Origin of the sequence: Cedecea davisae DSM 4568 (assembly GCF_000412335.2) — a bacterium.
Lineage (GTDB): Bacteria > Pseudomonadota > Gammaproteobacteria > Enterobacterales > Enterobacteriaceae > Cedecea > Cedecea davisae.
The window spans coordinates 1454171-1471793 of the sequence record NZ_KE161030.1 but is presented as its reverse complement, the minus strand read 5'-3'; the positions used below and the strand labels follow the sequence as shown (position 1 = coordinate 1471793).

At 51.4% G+C, this 17623-nt stretch carries 21 protein-coding genes and 2 tRNA genes; 6 read left to right on the top strand and 17 right to left on the bottom strand.

Going from position 1 to position 17623, the window contains the following annotated elements; translation table 11 throughout:
- Positions 1–82: 82 nt before the first annotated feature.
- From HMPREF0201_RS06860 to csgB, 4 genes are all read right to left on the bottom strand, one after another.
- Positions 83–391: a fimbrial protein gene (locus HMPREF0201_RS06860; protein WP_115586262.1), complete on the bottom strand. Its 309-nt coding sequence runs from the start codon at positions 389–391 to the stop codon at positions 83–85.
- A 119-nt stretch (positions 392–510) separates the two neighbouring features.
- Positions 511–840, bottom strand: coding sequence for a curli assembly chaperone CsgC (gene csgC, locus HMPREF0201_RS06855; protein ID WP_016535798.1), 330 nt, complete (start codon positions 838–840; stop codon positions 511–513).
- Between the two features lie 65 nt (positions 841–905).
- Complete coding sequence (gene csgA / locus HMPREF0201_RS06850; RefSeq protein ID WP_016535797.1) at positions 906–1319, bottom strand: curli major subunit CsgA; 414 nt, start codon at positions 1317–1319, stop codon at positions 906–908.
- A gap of 45 nt (positions 1320–1364) precedes the next feature.
- Positions 1365–1820, bottom strand: coding sequence for a curli minor subunit CsgB (csgB, locus tag HMPREF0201_RS06845; protein WP_016535796.1), 456 nt, complete (start codon positions 1818–1820; stop codon positions 1365–1367).
- A 776-nt stretch (positions 1821–2596) separates the two neighbouring features.
- On the opposite strand from csgB, the gene csgD reads away from it, so the two are divergent.
- The 4 genes from csgD to csgG are packed head-to-tail and all read left to right on the top strand — an operon-like array spanning position 2597 to position 4932.
- Positions 2597–3247, top strand: a complete 651-nt coding sequence (gene csgD, locus HMPREF0201_RS06840) for a biofilm master transcriptional regulator CsgD (RefSeq protein WP_016535795.1) — start codon at positions 2597–2599, stop codon at positions 3245–3247.
- Positions 3248–3251: 4 nt separating this feature from the next.
- Positions 3252–3635 carry a curli production assembly/transport protein CsgE gene (gene csgE, locus HMPREF0201_RS06835; RefSeq protein WP_016535794.1) on the top strand — a complete coding sequence of 128 codons (384 nt, stop codon included), beginning with the start codon at positions 3252–3254 and terminating at the stop codon, positions 3633–3635.
- A gap of 9 nt (positions 3636–3644) precedes the next feature.
- Positions 3645–4061, top strand: coding sequence for a curli production assembly/transport protein CsgF (gene csgF / locus HMPREF0201_RS06830; RefSeq protein WP_039898072.1), 417 nt, complete (start codon positions 3645–3647; stop codon positions 4059–4061).
- Between the two features lie 37 nt (positions 4062–4098).
- Complete coding sequence (gene csgG / locus HMPREF0201_RS06825) at positions 4099–4932, top strand: curli production assembly/transport protein CsgG (protein ID WP_016535792.1); 834 nt, start codon at positions 4099–4101, stop codon at positions 4930–4932.
- Positions 4933–4984: 52 nt separating this feature from the next.
- On the opposite strand, the gene HMPREF0201_RS06820 is transcribed toward csgG, so the two are convergent.
- The 4 genes from HMPREF0201_RS06820 to ghrA form a co-directional block, all read right to left on the bottom strand.
- On the bottom strand, positions 4985–5467 hold the full coding sequence (locus HMPREF0201_RS06820) for a DUF1097 domain-containing protein (protein ID WP_039899218.1): 483 nt from the start codon (positions 5465–5467) through the stop codon (positions 4985–4987).
- A gap of 103 nt (positions 5468–5570) precedes the next feature.
- Positions 5571–6125, bottom strand: coding sequence for a TorD/DmsD family molecular chaperone (locus HMPREF0201_RS06815; RefSeq protein ID WP_016535790.1), 555 nt, complete (start codon positions 6123–6125; stop codon positions 5571–5573).
- A gap of 28 nt (positions 6126–6153) precedes the next feature.
- Positions 6154–6891: a phosphatase gene (locus HMPREF0201_RS06810; protein ID WP_039898071.1), complete on the bottom strand. Its 738-nt coding sequence runs from the start codon at positions 6889–6891 to the stop codon at positions 6154–6156.
- Positions 6892–6992: 101 nt separating this feature from the next.
- Positions 6993–7934 (bottom strand): glyoxylate/hydroxypyruvate reductase GhrA, encoded by a 942-nt coding sequence (gene ghrA, locus HMPREF0201_RS06805; RefSeq protein WP_016535788.1) that lies wholly within the window; start codon positions 7932–7934, stop codon positions 6993–6995.
- Between the two features lie 203 nt (positions 7935–8137).
- Between ghrA and HMPREF0201_RS06800 the strand changes: the two genes are divergently transcribed.
- Positions 8138–8225: transfer RNA gene (locus tag HMPREF0201_RS06800), tRNA-Ser, on the top strand.
- A 441-nt stretch (positions 8226–8666) separates the two neighbouring features.
- A tRNA-Ser gene (locus HMPREF0201_RS06795) sits at positions 8667–8754 on the top strand.
- Between the two features lie 251 nt (positions 8755–9005).
- Here HMPREF0201_RS06795 and HMPREF0201_RS06790 read toward each other — a convergent pair.
- The 9 genes from HMPREF0201_RS06790 to efeB form a co-directional block, all read right to left on the bottom strand.
- Complete coding sequence (locus HMPREF0201_RS06790) at positions 9006–9350, bottom strand: nitrous oxide-stimulated promoter family protein (protein ID WP_039898069.1); 345 nt, start codon at positions 9348–9350, stop codon at positions 9006–9008.
- A gap of 94 nt (positions 9351–9444) precedes the next feature.
- Entirely contained in the window at positions 9445–10206 is a 762-nt protein-coding gene (gene chbG / locus HMPREF0201_RS06785) for a chitin disaccharide deacetylase (RefSeq protein WP_016535785.1), read from the bottom strand.
- 45 nt (positions 10207–10251) lie between these two features.
- On the bottom strand, positions 10252–11595 hold the full coding sequence (locus HMPREF0201_RS06780; protein ID WP_016535784.1) for a 6-phospho-beta-glucosidase: 1344 nt from the start codon (positions 11593–11595) through the stop codon (positions 10252–10254).
- An 89-nt stretch (positions 11596–11684) separates the two neighbouring features.
- Positions 11685–12521 (bottom strand): transcriptional regulator ChbR, encoded by an 837-nt coding sequence (gene chbR, locus HMPREF0201_RS06775; RefSeq protein WP_016535783.1) that lies wholly within the window; start codon positions 12519–12521, stop codon positions 11685–11687.
- Between the two features lie 11 nt (positions 12522–12532).
- Entirely contained in the window at positions 12533–12883 is a 351-nt protein-coding gene (chbA, locus tag HMPREF0201_RS06770) for a PTS N,N'-diacetylchitobiose transporter subunit IIA (RefSeq protein ID WP_016535782.1), read from the bottom strand.
- Positions 12884–12942: 59 nt separating this feature from the next.
- The gene (chbC, locus tag HMPREF0201_RS06765; RefSeq protein ID WP_016535781.1) at positions 12943–14301 is read right to left on the bottom strand and encodes a PTS N,N'-diacetylchitobiose transporter subunit IIC; all 1359 of its coding nucleotides are present in this window, start codon (positions 14299–14301) and stop codon (positions 12943–12945) included.
- 92 nt (positions 14302–14393) lie between these two features.
- Positions 14394–14717 (bottom strand): PTS sugar transporter subunit IIB, encoded by a 324-nt coding sequence (locus tag HMPREF0201_RS06760; RefSeq protein ID WP_039898068.1) that lies wholly within the window; start codon positions 14715–14717, stop codon positions 14394–14396.
- A 265-nt stretch (positions 14718–14982) separates the two neighbouring features.
- The gene (gene phoH / locus HMPREF0201_RS06755; RefSeq protein ID WP_016535779.1) at positions 14983–15771 is read right to left on the bottom strand and encodes a phosphate starvation-inducible protein PhoH; all 789 of its coding nucleotides are present in this window, start codon (positions 15769–15771) and stop codon (positions 14983–14985) included.
- Between the two features lie 564 nt (positions 15772–16335).
- Entirely contained in the window at positions 16336–17619 is a 1284-nt protein-coding gene (gene efeB / locus HMPREF0201_RS06750; protein ID WP_016535778.1) for an iron uptake transporter deferrochelatase/peroxidase subunit, read from the bottom strand.
- Positions 17620–17623: the final 4 nt, after the last annotated feature.

The following is a 17623-nucleotide window of genomic DNA, read 5'->3' as shown; positions in this document are numbered from 1 at the left end:
ACCTGAACCGACAGGGGCTAGTTTACTCTGCTATACCGCAGGAACCCAAGAGAGTCGGCCCGTGATTTAACGGGCCGCGACATTATTGATAGGTCACCTGTAAAACGGCGAGCTTATGCTGAGCATCAAGGTATTGCACCCTGGTTTGCACCGTGCTGTCGTTATAAAGAGTGATGCCATTAAGGGAATTGAGCGCAAGGGTCTGGGTGACGGGCTTGCCTTGCTGTGAGCAGGTAACGGCGACATCAGCACTCGCCGGCGCCCACTGGCACCCGCCTTCTACTATTTCACCTCGAAAATGAATAACGCCGGATGATGCAGCCTGAGATAGCGATGAAACAGCCATTCCCAGCGCCAGACAAAGCAAATATTTCGCACAAGCTGTTTTCACTTCGGTACTCCTCGATTGCTGTCGTCCCTGAAGGTTATCGGCAGAAAATCAAAGATTCTTAAACAGTGATACACACTCGCGATTCTTGCAATCCGTTCATCATTTATATTTCACGCCGGTTACGGCTTTCCTGCCCCGACCCAGTGCTGCTCAAGATGGAAGGATTTACCATCACTCAGCGTAACGGTCACCACAACGCTGTCGCCTGGATCGATATTCATACTGAGCTGGGACAGCGGCACCGCCTCGTGCGCTTTAATAAAGAGATCGCTGCTTTGCTTACTTTCACTTTGCCCTGAGGTTCCGCTTCGCCTGGCCGCGAGCGTCATAGTGCACTGGCAGTCCGCAGCCAGCGTGGCAATGGGGGTGATGGTATAAATATTGTCCTGCTGTCGGGTATTAAACGTTAGCTGGCTTGAGAGCGCGGCAAGCAGCACTAAGGTATGCATACGGCCTCCAACGAAAAAACAGGGCCACAGGCCCTGTTAAGTTGCTTGCGAATAAACCGGGCCTGCTAGTACTGGGAAGCTGAAGCGTGGTTGCCGTTGCCGTACTGGGTTACGGAGACCAGAGAGCTCGAAGCAGTCTGGTTAACGACGGCTCCGTTGTTAGTACCAAACTGTTGAACGTCGGTTTGCGCATTTTTACCATTCCACTGGCTGATGGTTGCATTGTTGCCATAGCCGTCTTGCAGCAATTTAATATCGCTGTGGTCAGAACCCTGGCCCACTTTGGCGCCGTTAACGGTACCAAACTGTTTAATTTCCGTTTTTGAATACAGCGCATTTGACTGTAGAGCTGTAGCGTTATTTCCGTTACCCTGCTGATAAATTTTCAGGGTTGAGTGCTGAGCCTGCTGCGGGTAAGTAGCCATTGCACCTGCGGACACTACTAATGCTGCTAATGCTGCAACTTTGAAACGATTCATACTAAAACCCCCATCGGATTGATAATTTCAGCACAAACGTTCTGCTTATCGCTGAATAATGCGAATCGCCATTTGTGACTGGTTTTGCACTACAACTGCTGACTTCTGGGTACCATACTGAGTAATGTTTGCTTTATTACCTGAACCTCGTTGAATAATAAGCGCAGCATTACCAAATGCATCCTGCTTAATACTCGCATCGTTGGCTACACCGTCTTGCGAGATGTAAGCCAGATTATAACTACCTGATTGTTCTATATTAGCCCGATTTCCTGCACCATTTTGAACTACTTCAGAAAATTGGCGCTGGCCTCTCTGAATAACATCGGCATTATTACCGCTGCCGTACTGACCAATAATTGCTGCCTGATTAAATTGAGGATTACTCAACTCATTAACGGCAAAATTATATTCTGCACCGGCAAGATCGTTACCGTTGGCCATGGCGTTATTTGAAAGCCCAACAAAGAACAACATTAACAATAGCGATTTAATTTTCATCTCATCACCCTGAACCTAATTGAGCCGGAACTTAATGATGCTCAGTTCAAGTGGTAACACCTCACAAAAACGGCAGTAAACTGTTATTGTTCGGTTACGAAATTGAGTATGTCCCGATAAATTTTTAAAATATCTCATGCGCAGGAATTATTTTGACTTATTGGGTTAATACCAAAGTGTGAATTCACAATACATTTGCGCTATGGCGCTACAGATACAATCATCAGGAAAGAGAGAGCTAATCATTAGCACACTTATTTAAACAAACCATAAACCTCACGCACTTAGCACATCCGATGCGATGCTTAGTCACATTATGAAAAACCACCGTCACCACACCAAGTTTTCTTAAGCGAAGCGAGAGAATTCCAGGAACAGCGTTTCTTAAAATAATATTTTTAAATGCAAAATCAAAACAAGAAAAATAAACACATAAAACTCAAATAGATATGTTTTTAACATATGATATATTATCTATACATCAAATATATAATGTACAACTTTAGCGTTAAATCTAAATAGGCAAAAGCACCAAAAGAAATATTTTAATATTCTGAGTTACATTTTGTTACATAGTTAACACTTGCTTTAAAATATCTACTGGTTAAATTGAATATGAAAGCACCCCTTTAGTTAAATTTTCTCATTCATCGGGAACATCACGCCCGAATATTAAAAATATTAATACACAGCAATGCTGCAGCTATCGGTACCACTGGGAGAATTAATATCTATTAATTCATACGGTAGCGGCAAAAACCAGGTGGAGTTTCATCATGTATAATGAAGTCCATGCCCTACAGGGGCCTACGCTACTGCTAATTACTAAACCCTCTCTTCAGGCATCTGCCTTATTGCAACATTTACGCGCCTCGCTGGCAATAAACGGCCGGGTGCATAATATACAACGCTCACTCGATGAGATTGCCAGTAATTCTCTGATTTTATTCGATATGGCAGAAGCGGATAAAAAGACTATCCAATGTTGGCAGGAAAAACTAAGCCGTAGAAACAATCATATAAAATTACTGTTACTTAATACGCCGGAAGAATATCAATTTAAGGATATTGAAAACTGGCCGTATATCAACGGGGTATTTTATTTGACAGCAGAAGAGCCAAGGGTAGTCGAGGGACTGCGCGGGGTAATGGAAGGTGAATGTTACTTCTCGCAAAAACTGGCCAGCTATTTGATAAGCAACTCAGGGAATTATCGCTTTAATAGCGCAGAATCTTCGCGCTTAACCCAGCGCGAAAAAGAAATTCTGAATAAATTACGCATTGGCTCGTCAAACATCGAAATAGCCCGCTCGTTGTTTATCAGCGAGAATACGGTAAAAACCCATCTGTATAACCTTTTCAGGAAGATAGCGGTAAAAAACCGCACCCAGGCCGTTTCTTGGGCCAACGATAACCTCAGGCGATAAGGCGATGAAACGCTCAGCCGTTTTATTGCTGGCAACCTGCTGGTGCGCCAGCGTCGCTCACGGTGAAGAAGTTGAGATCCCAGGCCTGCTCACGGACCACACCGTAACTTCGGTGGGGCACAGCTTCTATCGCGCGTTCAGCGATAAATGGGAAAGCGACTTTACCGGCAACTTAACCATTAATGAGCGCCCCAGCGCCCGCTGGGGAAGCTGGATAACCATTACTGCAGGGCAGGATGTTGTTTACCAGGCCTTTCTTTTCCCCACTAAACGCGACTTCGATAAAAACGTTGAGGTTGCACTGGTCCATACAGACGAGGCGCTAAAACGCAGGCTTATCGATAAGCAATTATTGAGCACCGGCGATTTAACCCATGACGAATTCTAGGAGATGATGATGCGTATCTACTTAGTCGTGCTTTCCATGCTGCTGTTTTCGCCGCTGTCCTGGGCCGGGAATATGGTTTTCCAGTTTGTTAATCCCAACTTTGGCGGTAACCCTAATAACGGTGCCTATCTGCTTAATTCCGCTCAGGCGCAGAACTCTTATAAAGATCCAGCCTACAGCAGTGACCTGGGTATCCAGATGCCGAGCGCGCTGGACAATTTCACCCAGGCTTTGCAATCGCAGGTGCTGGGCGGGCTGCTGACCAATATCAACACCGGTAAGCCGGGGCGCATGGTCACCAATGATTTTATCGTCGATATCGCCAATACCGACGGCCAGCTACAGCTGAACGTTACCGACCGAAAAACCGGCAAAACCTCCACCATTCAGGTGTCCGGCCTGCAATCAAACTCCACCAATTTCTAGTGGCGTAAACCAACAATAAATTTAAAGGGTAAACATCATGCAGCGCTTACTCCTGATTGTGGCGGTGTGTTTATTGACGGGCTGTTTAACGGCCCCGCCAAAAGAAGCAGCGAAACCCACGCTAATGCCCCGGGCACAAAGCTACCGCGACCTGACGCATTTACCGGATGCCAAAGGCAAATTGTATGTTTCGGTCTATAACATTCAGGACGAAACCGGGCAGTTCAAGCCTTATCCTGCGAGTAACTTCTCAACGGCCGTGCCGCAAAGTGCAACCTCAATGCTGGTGACGGCGCTGAAAGATTCACGCTGGTTTATTCCGCTCGAGCGCCAGGGCCTGCAAAACCTGCTTAACGAGCGCAAGATAATCCGCGCGGCGCAGGAAAACGGCACCGTTGCCGACAATAATCGCCAGCCGCTGCAATCGCTGATGGCGGCAAACGTAATGATTGAAGGCTCGATTATTGGCTACGAAAGCAACGTGAAGTCCGGCGGCGCGGGCGCCCGCTACTTCGGCATCGGGGCCGATACGCAGTACCAGCTCGACCAGATTGCCGTTAACCTGAGGGTGGTGGATGTCAGTACCGGCGAAGTGCTCTCTTCGGTCAACACCAGCAAAACCATTCTTTCCTACGAGGTACAGGCCGGGGTCTTCCGCTTTATCGATTACCAGCGGCTGCTGGAAGCGGAAATTGGCTACACCAGCAATGAACCCGTCATGCTATGCCTGATGTCCGCGATTGAAACCGGGGTTATTTATCTGATTAACGATGGAATAGACAGGGGACTTTGGGATCTGCAAAAACCATCCGACATTAACAACCCGGTGCTGGTGAAATATAAAGAGCTGTCTGTCCCACCCGCCTCGTGATAACCGATAACCGCATGTATCCATAAAAAAAACCGGCTGATGCCGGTTTTTTTTATTCGCTGAGTAATGAGCCTTGCTTCGGTTTATCTCGCCTTGCGGCCAACCACAGCCCGCTGTTTTTCATCGCGAAGCCAAATACCAGCCCCAGCAGCAATGAAGGCACCACGATATGCCATTCACCATTGTTGGCAAAAGTCGCGCAGGCACCGATAAAAGTCCCCGGAACAAACGAAAGCAAAATATGCCGCGCCTGGATACACATCAGAAACGCGACAATGCCGGTCATCACATACCCAAGAATATCGGCATGGGGAGCCAGCGCGCTGCCGTGAATAATCACCAGCGCCCAAAGAACGCCGCTACAAAGCGTGCACAGCGAAATAAACAGCCCCTTAACTCCGCCCTGCGGACAGGCAAAATAGGCGGTACAGCCGAGGAAACCGGCCCAGCCCAACAGGCCGAGGCTCACCGCAACCCAGCCCCAAAGGCCAGAGAGAATACCGGTGGTAATAGCGAGAGGAATAAGTGTCTTCATGGCGCCGTATGATAGCAGAGCCGGCATGACCCACTACGATCCAGCGCACGTTTTTTGCAAGTTTGCTTTTGCTGTTACATTCTAATTGTGATTCAAATCACAATTACTCCTCCTCAGATTCCTGCAATTCATCGCGCATCGCCTGCAATGCTTCGCGGCTGATGGCCGCCAGCGTACGATAGAACGGCGTCGTCGCGTGGGCTTCTACCTTGCCGAGGAAGGTGCCGCACCACGGCAGCAGGTACTCATCGAACAGCGTAACCTGTGCTTCAAACTCATCTTCCTGAGACTGATCTTCCAGCCATGAAGCGGCCAGCAGCAGCGTCCCGAAGTGATCGGCCGGCGTTTCGCCCAGCGGCATGCCGCGCTGCTTGAGGAACTGGCGTACTTCACCTTCATCGCTCCCTTCAACCCATGCGGAGCGGAAAGGCGGCACGCTGCATTTCTCACCGATAAACAGCGCATTAAAGTCCGCCGCCAGCAGCTGAGGATCGCAGCTGGTTTGCAACCGCCCCAGCAGTTCGTCCTGTTCCAGTGGCCAGCTTGCCGCCAGCTTCCCTTCGCGGATCAGCGTAAACAGCGGAACCAGCAGCGGATCCTGCGGCTGGCGATAAAATAGCGATCCTAAAACGCGGCAAATAATTGAAAACTCATTCATGACTGGCTCTATCCATTACGGGTGTTAATTACAGTGTGGCAAATTCGGCAATCGGCGCCATTCCGCGGGCTTCAAGGAACCCGAGCAGGCGCGCCGGAGAAACGTTGAGAATACGATCTTCCGGGAAATCAATTTCGTCGAGGATTTTGCGGCATTCGCTGAAATCCCCGAGGGTAAAAGCGGTATGGGAATCTGAACCCAGCGCTAACCAGCCTCCGGCATCGCGCACGGCCTCGGCGATGGCGCGGCAGTTCGGACCGCTGCCGATACGTGAATGGGTAAAGGAGGAGTTATTGAGTTCGAGCGCGACGTTATATTTTGCCGCCGCGGCAGCCACGGCCGGAATATCAATCTCAAACTTAGGGTTACCGGGGTGGCTGATGATATGCACATCTCCGTTGGCCATCGTCGCTATCATCGCTTCGGTATGGGTCGCTTTATCCTGAGGCGGGAACACCGGCTCGTGGAACCCCGCGATAATGAGATCCAACGCATCCAGCATCGGCCCGGTACAGTCGATTTCACCGGCGGTATTTTTAATATTGGACTCGATGCCGCGCAGAATGCCGACGCCGTCTACCAGACGCGGCCAGATGCGCATATTCACAAAGTGCCAGTAATGCGGCGCATCCGCCATATCCGGGCCATGGTCGGTGATGGCAAATAGCCGAATGCCTTTGGATTTAGCGACAGCGATGTAGTCGTGGAGGGTACTGTAGGCGTGGGTGCTGGCAACGGTGTGCATATGCAGGTCAACGGGATACATGGTTTTCTCCTTTTCTATTTTGGCTAAGGATACCAGTATTCCGTGACAATTTTTAGCTTGTGGAGCGGGCGATATAAGCCCGGCCAAAGCCGGGCTTTGTATCAATAACCGTGCTGGAGAGAAACCATCCCCGATACCGCTTCTCCTTTCTCCAGTTGGGTGATGGTCTTCGCGATATAGGCGATGGCTTCATCCGGGCGGGTTACGGCCGCAATGTGCGGCGTCATTGCAACACGCGGATGCCCCCAGAGCGGGCTTTCTTCTGGCAGAGGTTCTTTAGAGAAGACGTCAAGCATCGCCCCTTTCAGCTTGCCGCTGTCCAGAGCGGACAGCAGGTCGGCTTCAACCAGATGAACTCCGCGCGCAAGGTTGATCACATAAGACTCATCCGCCAGTTGACCAAGCAATTGACGATTAATAATGCCGACGGTCTGCGGCGTATTCGGCAGCAGGTTAATCAGCACCCGGGTTCCGCTCAGGAAGCTGCCCAGTTCTTCGCTACCTGCAAAGCTGGCTACGCCGGGGAAGTCTTTTTTACTGCGGCTCCAGCAGCGAACCGGGAAGCCCCAGGCCACCAGGCTTTCAGCAACTTTTCCGCCGAGTACACCAGCCCCAAGAATGCCGATGGTGAAATCCTCGCGGCGATAATCGTTCAGCGGCTGCCATTTGCCCTGCAGTTTTTGCGCCTGATAATCATCAAAACGGCGGAACCAGTGCAGCACCTGGCTGACGGCATACTCCTGCATTTGCAGCCCCATGCCGGTGTCTTCCAGTCGGAACAGCGGCACGCCGTCCGGCAGCATATCCGGGTGGGCCTGCAGTTTACTGAGAATGGCGTCCACGCCTGCGCCAAGAGCAAACACGCCCTTCAGCCCTTTACGGCCGCTAAGCATTTCTACCGGCGGCTGCCAGACCAGCGCGTAGTCGGCAGGCTGCTGGTCGCCCTGCTTCCACTGGCGCACGCGCGCCCCCGGCAGAGCCTGCTGAAGGCGATTCAGCCAATACTCAGTATCAAAAGTGGGGTGATGAAAAATAATGTCCATACTGCCTCCTTTTTTCCTTAGGCTTACCCGAAATGAAGCGCTATGCAAGCGCTAATGCGATAAAAAGCAGCATCTTGTGGTGGTTTAAGAATCAAGTTGGATGAAGTTTGGCTAAATGCACCAAAAACATGAAATTAGCATTGACGTAGCGGGCTATTTTCCCTAAATTAGCGCCCGTTCCAGCAGCGCTGGAGCGACAATATGGTGAGGTGTCCGAGTGGCTGAAGGAGCACGCCTGGAAAGTGTGTATACGGCAACGTATCGAGGGTTCGAATCCCTCCCTCACCGCCATCTTCAAAGAAGAGCTCGCATGTAAATGCGGGCTTTTTTTTCGCATATATCACCTGGCGGGAGTGGATGAGAACCCTCGACCGGGTTCGACAAAACGGCAGGACAGCCGTTTTGTACCGCCTCCGGCGACCCGCAGGGCGAGCGCCATGGACGGCGCGAGTAAATCCCTCCCTCACCGCCATCTTCAAAGAAGAGCTCGCATGCAAATGCGGGCTTTTTTTTCGCCCATCCTTTGTCCTTCTTCTTAGTGCCAGAATACCCTCATCCCGGCCTTCTCCCTGGAAGGGAGAAGGAGAAAAGCACAAATTTGTCTTAAAACAACCTCAATCGCTCAGACCTTAAGCGAACGCGCCATAATCCTGAAAATAGGCTTGACCGAAGTGCCCCGACTCCCTATAGTAGCGCCCCGTTGCCCACCTAAGGTGAGCAGCGGAAAAATACGGTGAGGTGTCCGAGTGGCTGAAGGAGCACGCCTGGAAAGTGTGTATACGGCAACGTATCGAGGGTTCGAACCCCTCTCTCACCGCCACATTTAAAGAAGAGCTCGCATGCAAATGCGAGCTTTTTTTTCGCATATAACTCCCCGCAGAGAGTGGGTGAGAACCCTCGACCGGGTTCGACAAAACGGCAGGACAGCCGTTTTGTACCGCCTCCGGCGACCCGCTGGGCGAGCGCCATGGACGGCGCGAGTAAGCCCCTCTCTCACCGCCACATTTAAAGAAGAGCTCGCATGCAAATGCGGGCTTTTTTTTCGCCTGTCGTTTGTGGGCGCACGCCACACTATTTTTTTCTCTGATATTTCTCAGGCAAAGGCGGCACAGGGCGGCGGTCATCAATAAGATGGCGAACGGTAAGGATCGGGTGCCAGACCAGCATCCTTGGCCCTCCCCAGCGCATTATCTGCTTCATCTCTTCCCGCTTTGCGGGCTGATAACAATGGATGGGGCAATGCTTGCAGGCTGGTTTTTCCTCGCCATAGGCGCAGCGATCCAGCCTTTTGGATGCATACTCGAATAGCTGCTGATAATGCCCCGGAGAGGTATTTGCTGAGGGGTGTTTGCGCTCAAAGAGGTTGAGCATTTTTTGAATGGTTTGCTTCTCGCGCTGAATACGTTTGCCTGACATAGCGACTACCTGATTGACCGGTAAGGCGGTCGAGGCCGCCGGTAAGATGCATATATAATACACCTTACCGGCCAAAAGCTAATAGCAACTTTGCTTAGATGTCGCGGAACGTGCCCAGCCGGTAGCCGCGCTCGGCAAGCGCGTATTTCAGCGCGGATGAAGTCAGCACTTCGAGCTCCGCAAGGCGCGGATAGCAGTAGTTGCTTTTCAACAGCGTATTATCGACAAATGACGGGTGGCACATCACTTCCAGCGATTTCTCCCGGCGTTGAGCGGAGGCGTCTACGCTATCCAGCAGCAGTTCCTCAGAGATGGCATCGCCATAAAATTCGCTGCTGAACCCTTCCGTGGAGCGCACGCCAGCAAGAACGATATCATCCCGTGCGGCAGCATCGCGGTCAACGCGCAGCGGAATGCCTTTGGCATTGGCAAAAGCGGCAACAACGGGGAAAATTTCCGGGATCATATGAACGTGGTGGTGGCTGTCCAGATGGGTTGGCTCAATGCCGAAGACATCAATAAAGCGTTGATACTGGCTTTCAAGTTCTTGCCTGATTTCCGCCAGATCCAGCTGCCCCTGCTCCGCCATTTCCCAAATCCACTTGCCCAACACGCCTTCACCGCGGGTCAGCACCGGCATTTCGGTTAACGGGCGGCCAAGGGTTAAAACAAAGTGCATCCCCACGCCAAGCCCCGGATAACGAGCGCAGAGTCCGGCGGCGTGTTTGATGGCTTCAGCATTCATCATCGCGGTGGTCGAGGTCACCACGCCGTGGTGAAACGCCTCGATGATGCCGTAGTTTTGTGCCTTGCTCAGGCCAAAATCGTCGGCGTTGATAATCAGTAAGCGGTCCATAGCATCCCTCTTAAGTGGCCCTCCCCGTCCGGAGAGGGCGAGGCATTAAGCCAGTTTTTCAATCGTCTTCGCAAAGTTCGGCAGATACGCTTTGTGCGCGAGTAGCATCTCTTTGGCGATAACTTCCGCATCCTTGTCAGAGTGGATAAGCGGGCTAAGGTTCAGCGCCAGCAGCACATCGTTCAGCTCTCCGCTCAGCGCCGCGTGGCTTGCCGCAACTTCAAAGCCCTTGATGGTGTGGATAAGCCCCATCACTTTCTCGTCAAAATGCGTTACGCGCGGATGCGGTTTTGCGCCGTCGCGGCCGATGATGCTGGTGATTTCAATCGCCCAGTCGGCCGGAATATTGTCCACATGGCCGTGGTGCGGAATGTTCACATAGTGCTCGGTCTGCTTATCATTGTAGATAGCGCTAATCACTTCGCACGCCGCGTCGGAGTAATAGGCCCCGCCGCGCAGCTCCAGCTCTTTTGGCTTCACGTCGAGGTTTGGATCTTTATACAGGTCGAACAGCTGTTTTTCGACCTTCTGGACCACGGTAGCGCGCGCGCCGCCTTTATAGAACTCGCCCATTTCAATTGCCAGCATCTCTTTCTGCTTGAAGTAGTACAGCAGGTAAGAGCACGGCAGCAGGTTAAGGGAGCGGATCAACCCTTCGCTAAACGGCATATCGAAGATGTTTTTCACCGAGTTGGCGCTGAGCTTGCCGCTCGCCACGCCGTCCAGCAGCTCGGCAAAGCGTGATTCGCCGTTCACCAGCACGTCTTTTATAAAGACCATGTGGTTGAGGCCGAACAGGTCGATGCCCAGGTCATCTTCCGGGGTCAGCTTCAGCACGTCGGTGATAAACATCTTCATGCCCACAGGAATGTTGCACACGCCGATGAATTTCTTGAAGTTGGTATGGCGGAATACCGCCTCGGTCACCATACCGGCCGGGTTAGTGAAGTTAATCACCCACGCATCCGGGCAGATTTCCTGCACATCTTTGATAATGTCAAAAATAACTGGAATAGTACGCAGCCCTTTGAACAGGCCGCCCGCGCCGTTAGTTTCCTGGCCCAGATAACCGTGGCTCAGCGGAATACGCTCATCAAGCTCACGGGCCTTCAGTTGGCCAACACGCAGCTGGGTAGTCACGAAGTCTGCATCTTTCAGCGCTTCACGGCGGTCGAGGCTTTTGTGGACCGTCATCGGCACGCCCGCGTGCTCAATCATGCGCTGGCAAAGATTAAAAATAATATCCTGCTTCTCTTTCCCGGCCTCTACGTCCACCAGCCACAATTCGGTTATTGGCAATTCGTGGTAACGTTTAATGAAACCTTCAAGTAATTCCGGGGTATAGCTGCTGCCGCCGCCGATAGTAACAACTTTTAATTTCTTAGTCATATGGGCTCCCGTACGGCGTCTGGCGCCGTATTGATAAAATTGAATAAGTTAATAAAACTCAATAATGACAGTGATAATTCACCAGCACTCTAATTAATGCTGTATAGCTTCCTGCGATAATTATTTGGCGTGAAAGATGTCACTTTCTTAAAATTCTTAATAAACATGCTGGGGCTGCTGTAACCGGACTCAAAGGCGATATCGGTAACCGATGCGTTGGTTATCTCCAGCTGTTTTTTGGCAAAATTGATACGGATTTCATTAATAATCTGCATCGGTGTTTTGCCATAATAGCGCTGCGTGGCGCGCGTTAAGTACTCCTGCGACTTACCCGAAAGCGCAACCATGTTTAATAAGGCTTTATCGCCAAAACGCATTTTGTCGTGCATCCCTTCGACGGTGGTTTTTAACCACAGCGGAATATCATCCTGAATATCCGACTCTTTATAATGGCGCAGTCGATTAACGACATAAAAGCTCACCATTTCGAGAAACTCGTTGAATTCACCTTCACGGAAATTAAACGAGGCAATCACCGACTCCATAAACGTAAGGAATTCATCCTTAACCTGATAAACCTGGGAGGCAACCAGGTGGGACGGCAGCAGCGGCATATAATGTTGCTCAAAAAACTGCTGGCTAATGCCGACGTTAAATAACCGGGTAGCGCCAAACTCATAAAAACTCTGGTGATGGGAGCCTACGGGAATAAAAACAAAGTCTCCGCGCTCCATCAACACCCGCTTACCGTTAATTTCCTGGTAATAGCGCCCGGTGAGCACGATGGTGAATTCGTAATAGTCATGCTGATGCAGCCCGCTCACGCTCTCTTCTTTGGTGTAGATAAACGCATGGAAACACTTGCCGTTAAACAGCTGGCTTTCTCGAACAATGTTGATTTCCATATTGTCTATCTCTGGCTGCATACTCTGACCTTCTACTTATCCATTTTCTCGTGTAATTCAATCAGCTCGGTCACCAGCTCGCGGGCCAGCATCGAGGTCATCAGGTGATCCTGAGCGTGAACCAGTACCAGGCTTACTTTGGTTTTGCCTTCGCCCTGGTCGCCTTCAATCAGTTTAGTCTGCACCAGATGCGCTTCGTTTAGCGCGGTGCGGGAGTCACGCATCATTTCCCATGCGCCTTCAAAATCGCCCTGCTTGGCTTTTTTCAGCGCGCCGTAAGCGAGGCTGCGAGCCTGCCCGGAGTTGATGATTAAGCCCATTACCACTTCTTCGAGGTCATCCACTTCAACTTCAGTTTCCACCACATTATCTAAATCAAACATACTGCTTCTCCCGGGTCATTCTGAAAACGGGGGGAGGTTGCCCTCCCCTGCGTTGAAAATTAGAACTTAAGTGCGTTTGCGATATCTTCTTCGCTTTCTTCTTCTTCAATAACCGCCTGTGCCTTGTTGGACAGGATAACGAACGGCATGTAGACCAGCGTTGCAACACCAAGGTTGAACAGCGCGACCAGCAATGCAGCGACGCTACCGTTACTGTTGAAGAATGCGCCCAGGCCGGTAGGCATGGTCCACGGAGCCAGGTTAGTGACCGGCGGGATAATGCCCATTGAGTACGCAATCAGGGTGATGGCAGCCAAAATCGGCTGTACCGCAACAAACGGGATGAACATAACCGGGTTCATGATGATCGGCAGACCAAACAGAATCGGTTCGTTAATCTGGAAGATGCCTGAAGGCAGCGCCAGCTTAGCCACTTGACGGTGATCCGCGCGGCGAGAACCGATGAAGATGGCGATAATCAGACCCAGCGTCGCACCAGAACCACCCAGCAGGATGTAGGAGTCGAGCATTGGTTTCGCCCAGAAGTGGAACTGTTTACCGGCTTCGATAGCCGCTTCAACAGAACCGTACTGCTGGTACAGCGCCACGTTTTCCAGCGCCCATGGGGTCATGATGCCGTTGTCCAGCGCGGTCAGCGCCAGAGAACCGTGAACACCGAAGAACCACAGCAGGGAGTTGAAAATAACGTACGCCCAGCCCACCACGCTACCCATTGACGCCAGCGGAGTCGAAATGGAGTCCATGATAATCTGGTGGAAGTTGCTGCCGTAGTGGGACAGCGCCCAGGAGATGATCCCGAAGATAGAGAGGATCAGGAAGCCTGGAATTAACGCCGAGAATGAACGAGCAACCGAGGTCGGCACGCTATCCGGCAGGGTAATAACCCAGTTTCTGCGTATAACAAAGGTAAACAGCTCGGCAACTACCAGACCGATAATCATACCGGAAATAATGTTCTGGCCGCCTAACCAGTTAGCCCCAACGGCATAGGCTTCACCCACGCTATATGGCGTAACGGTCATAAAGGCTGCAACGGATAATAAGCCGGCAGCTAATGGGTCGACCTTCCTTTCTTCAGCTAAAGCCATACCGATGAAAAAAGGAGCCATCAGCGACATAATGCCCAACGTACCGTTGTACACGTTGCCGCCGATAGCTTTGAACCCATTCAGGGTTTCAATGGTCTCGGGGTCTAAACGGATGCCTAACGAGTAGAAAAATGAACCTGCGCCAAAACTTAAAAATACGTTGTTAATCAGTACAAACATTGCCCCGGTGAGGGTTAATGGCATTAATTTAATAAAACCGTTTTTAATGGCATTAACGTGAGGCTGCTTTCCTATTTTTACAGCAAAAGGCAGGAGAACCTTCTCAAGTGAATCAATGACTTTACTCATATTATAAATATCCTTGAAAGCCGTAATTAATATTACGGCTGTAGGTGTAAGTCGCTCTTTGACGGAAAATTAAGCAAATCAATAATAAAAAATTAACTACCGGCCGCTGCTTTCTTAATTGCTGCCACAGCCGCTTTCAACACACCCAGCCCATCGACTTTACCGTACAGAGTCGAATCGATAACTTCTACAGGCTTAGTGGGCAACAACTTCTTGATGTCTGCCTGCATATAGGCAATTTGCGGCCCGAGTAATACCAGATCCGCATCCTTCCCTTTCTCATTGGCCAGCGCCTCAGAGAAAGCTTCAATTTCTACCGGAACTTCATACTTTTCGGCCTGCGCTCGCATTTTGGTCACTAACAGCGAGGTTGACATCCCAGCGGAGCAGAACAGGTAAATTTTTTTCTTTTGCATAAGTTGTTCCTCAAGTCTCAATACGCTGTAACGGACTTCCGCGACGTATTGTTGCTGTTCCAAAGCGGGTTTGTGGGGAGAGACTATTGTCTCTGCTTGAAGAAAGTATACGGCATGGGTTAGCCGTGGAGATAATTCCTAACTCTCATAAATTGTCTCTCCTTGACCTGGCGTTATGACACCCTTCACATTTTGGCCAAATAATTCGCGCAAAGAAAAAAGCCCAAACCGAAGTTTGGGCTTTTCTTAGCGAAGCAGACGAAAGTTAATCGTAGGCGTTGAGGGTGCGCTGACACAGAGCGGAGCGCACGCAATCCTGCTTGCCAAAGCGCACCACGCCGACCATTTCATCCTCTTCAAAACGGTTCAGGGCATCGCTAAGGCCTGACGGCACGCCTGCGGGTAAATCGCACTGCGTGATATCGCCATTGACGATGACCGTGACATTTTCCCCGAGGCGAGTCAGGAACATTTTCATTTGCGCTGCGGTGACATTCTGCGCCTCATCCAGAATAACCACGGCATTTTCAAAAGTACGCCCGCGCATATACGCGAACGGCGCAATCTCAACCTTACCTATTTCGGGCCGCAGGCAATACTGCATAAAAGACGACCCTAAACGTCGCACCAGAATGTCATACACCGGGCGGAAATAAGGGGCGAACTTCTCCGAAATATCGCCGGGCAGGAAGCCGAGATCTTCATCGGCCTGCAATACCGGGCGGGTCACAATAATCCTGTCGACATCCTTATGTATCAGGGCCTCAGCGGCTTTCGCCGCGCTGATAAACGTCTTGCCACAGCCGGCTTCGCCGGTAGCAAATATCAGCTGCTTTTTCTCGATGGCATTAAGATAGTGCGCCTGAGCTTCATTTCGCGCTTCGATAGGTGAATGATCGCGGCTGTCCCTCGCCATGCCTATAGATTCTACGCCGCTCATCTGCACAAGCGTGGTGACCGATTCCTCTTCACGCTGCCGGTGGCTACGTGAATCCCGTCTCAGCACACGTTTTGCTTCACGACGAGCTTTGATCACAGCTTTCTGTCTTCCCATGGATGGCACCTTACAGTTGGTTTCATTTCCCGCGCCGTCTCGGCAGGCGCGATTATCGCAACTAACGGATGAGGTTTGGCTTCCTTGTAAGCCATTAACTGCCGGTTGAGAGGGTGCGCAAGGCGAACGCAAAGCGCCGCATAACGCACCGTTATGACGTTGATTCGATTCTGATTGGGGAAATTTAGCGGTGAAGATAGCGAAGCCGGAGGAGAAGCCTCCGCGCTGGTTTGTGCGGGTAAAGTGTTTGAGTAACCGTCCAGTACAGGACCCAACCATTCGCGATCTCCATAGTGATTAAACGTCACAGCAGGGAACTACCGCTCATGTTCTAAGTACAACAACTCTTATCCAAAACGCAACATAAATTTCACTTTTGAGTAACGTTTTATCTCAATCCGCTGCTAACATTAGTTGTCGCACAGTAATATTACAGAAATATATCAGCGGGATAGTCATAGGGAAAAATAATGAATAATGGGGTGGATGAATTGTTAGCAAATGAAAATTTGCACCCTCACTTCGCCCTCTCCCTCAACGGGAGAGAGCCAGAGTAAGGGGGAATTACGCCTGAATCAGCGCCTGCCCCAGATAATGCCGCTTATCCGGCACGCCAGGCAGTGCGAAGAAATACCCACCGCCGATGGGTTTGATGTACTCCTCCAGCGCCTCGCCGTTGAGCCTGCCCTGCACCGTCAGGAAACCTTTCTCCAGGTCATGCTGGTAGCAGACAAACAGCAGGCCCATGTCCAGCTGCCCTGATTTTGTCGCGCCCAACGAATAGCTATAACCCCGGCGCATCATCAGGCCCGACTGGGTCTCTCTGGTACGCGGGTTCGCCAGCCGGATGTGCGCGTCAAGGGCAATCACGTTGCCGTCGGGATCTGCGGCGTAGTCCGGAACGTCGTGCTCATTCTTCATGCCCAGCGGCGCACCGCTGTGCTTCTCGCGCCCGAAGATAGTTTGCTGCTCTTTAAGCGGCGTTCTGTCCCAGGACTCGACATGGAACTGAATAATGCGTATCGCCTGATAGCTGCCGCCGGCCGCCCAGGCAGGCTCCTGCTGCTGCTGCGTGACCCACACCACCTCATCCATCAGCGGCTTATCCTGGCCGTCAGGGTTGGCGGTACCGTCCCTGAAGCCAAGCAGGTTAATTGGCGTCTCTTTCCCGCGGCTGCGGGCCGCATGGTTAGAGATAAAACCTTCACGCTTCCAGCGAACGCTGAGTAAGTCCGGCGTGTGCTTGATGATGTCGCGCAGCGCGTGGATCACCGTATCGTTGGTATTGGCGCAAATTTGCAGCAGCAAATCACCGTGGCACAGGCTGGCGTCCAGCGAGTCATTGGGGAAGCTTGTCATCTGCTGGAGCTTGTTCGGCTTCTGCTTTTGCAGGCCAAACCGCTCATCAAACAGCGAGCTGCCAACGGAAAGCGTAATCGTAAGGTTATCGGGATAGATTTCCGCACCGAGAATGCCGGAGTCCATTGGCGGCATACGCGGGTTTGGCGTATCGGGTGCCGGGCCGCCGCTGGTGAGGAAATCAAAGCGCGCGGTTAACAGGCGGAACAGGCGTTCGAGGTCGGCCTTATCGCTTGCAAGCACGTCAAACGCGACCAGCATCATTGATGCCTGCTGCGGCGTAAGGATCCCGGCCTGGTGCTCAGCGTAAAAAGGCTGGCTTTCCTGGCGCCCGTCCGGCGGCAAGGTGCCCGGAGAAGAAACCGGTTTTGCGGCAGCGGCCATCGGGCAGCCGCCGCCAACGGCAAAGGCTCCCCCAAGGGCGCCCAGCGTTTTCAAAAGCTGGCGGCGCGCCGGTTGATGCGCGCCGATTTTATTCTTATCGCTCATGATG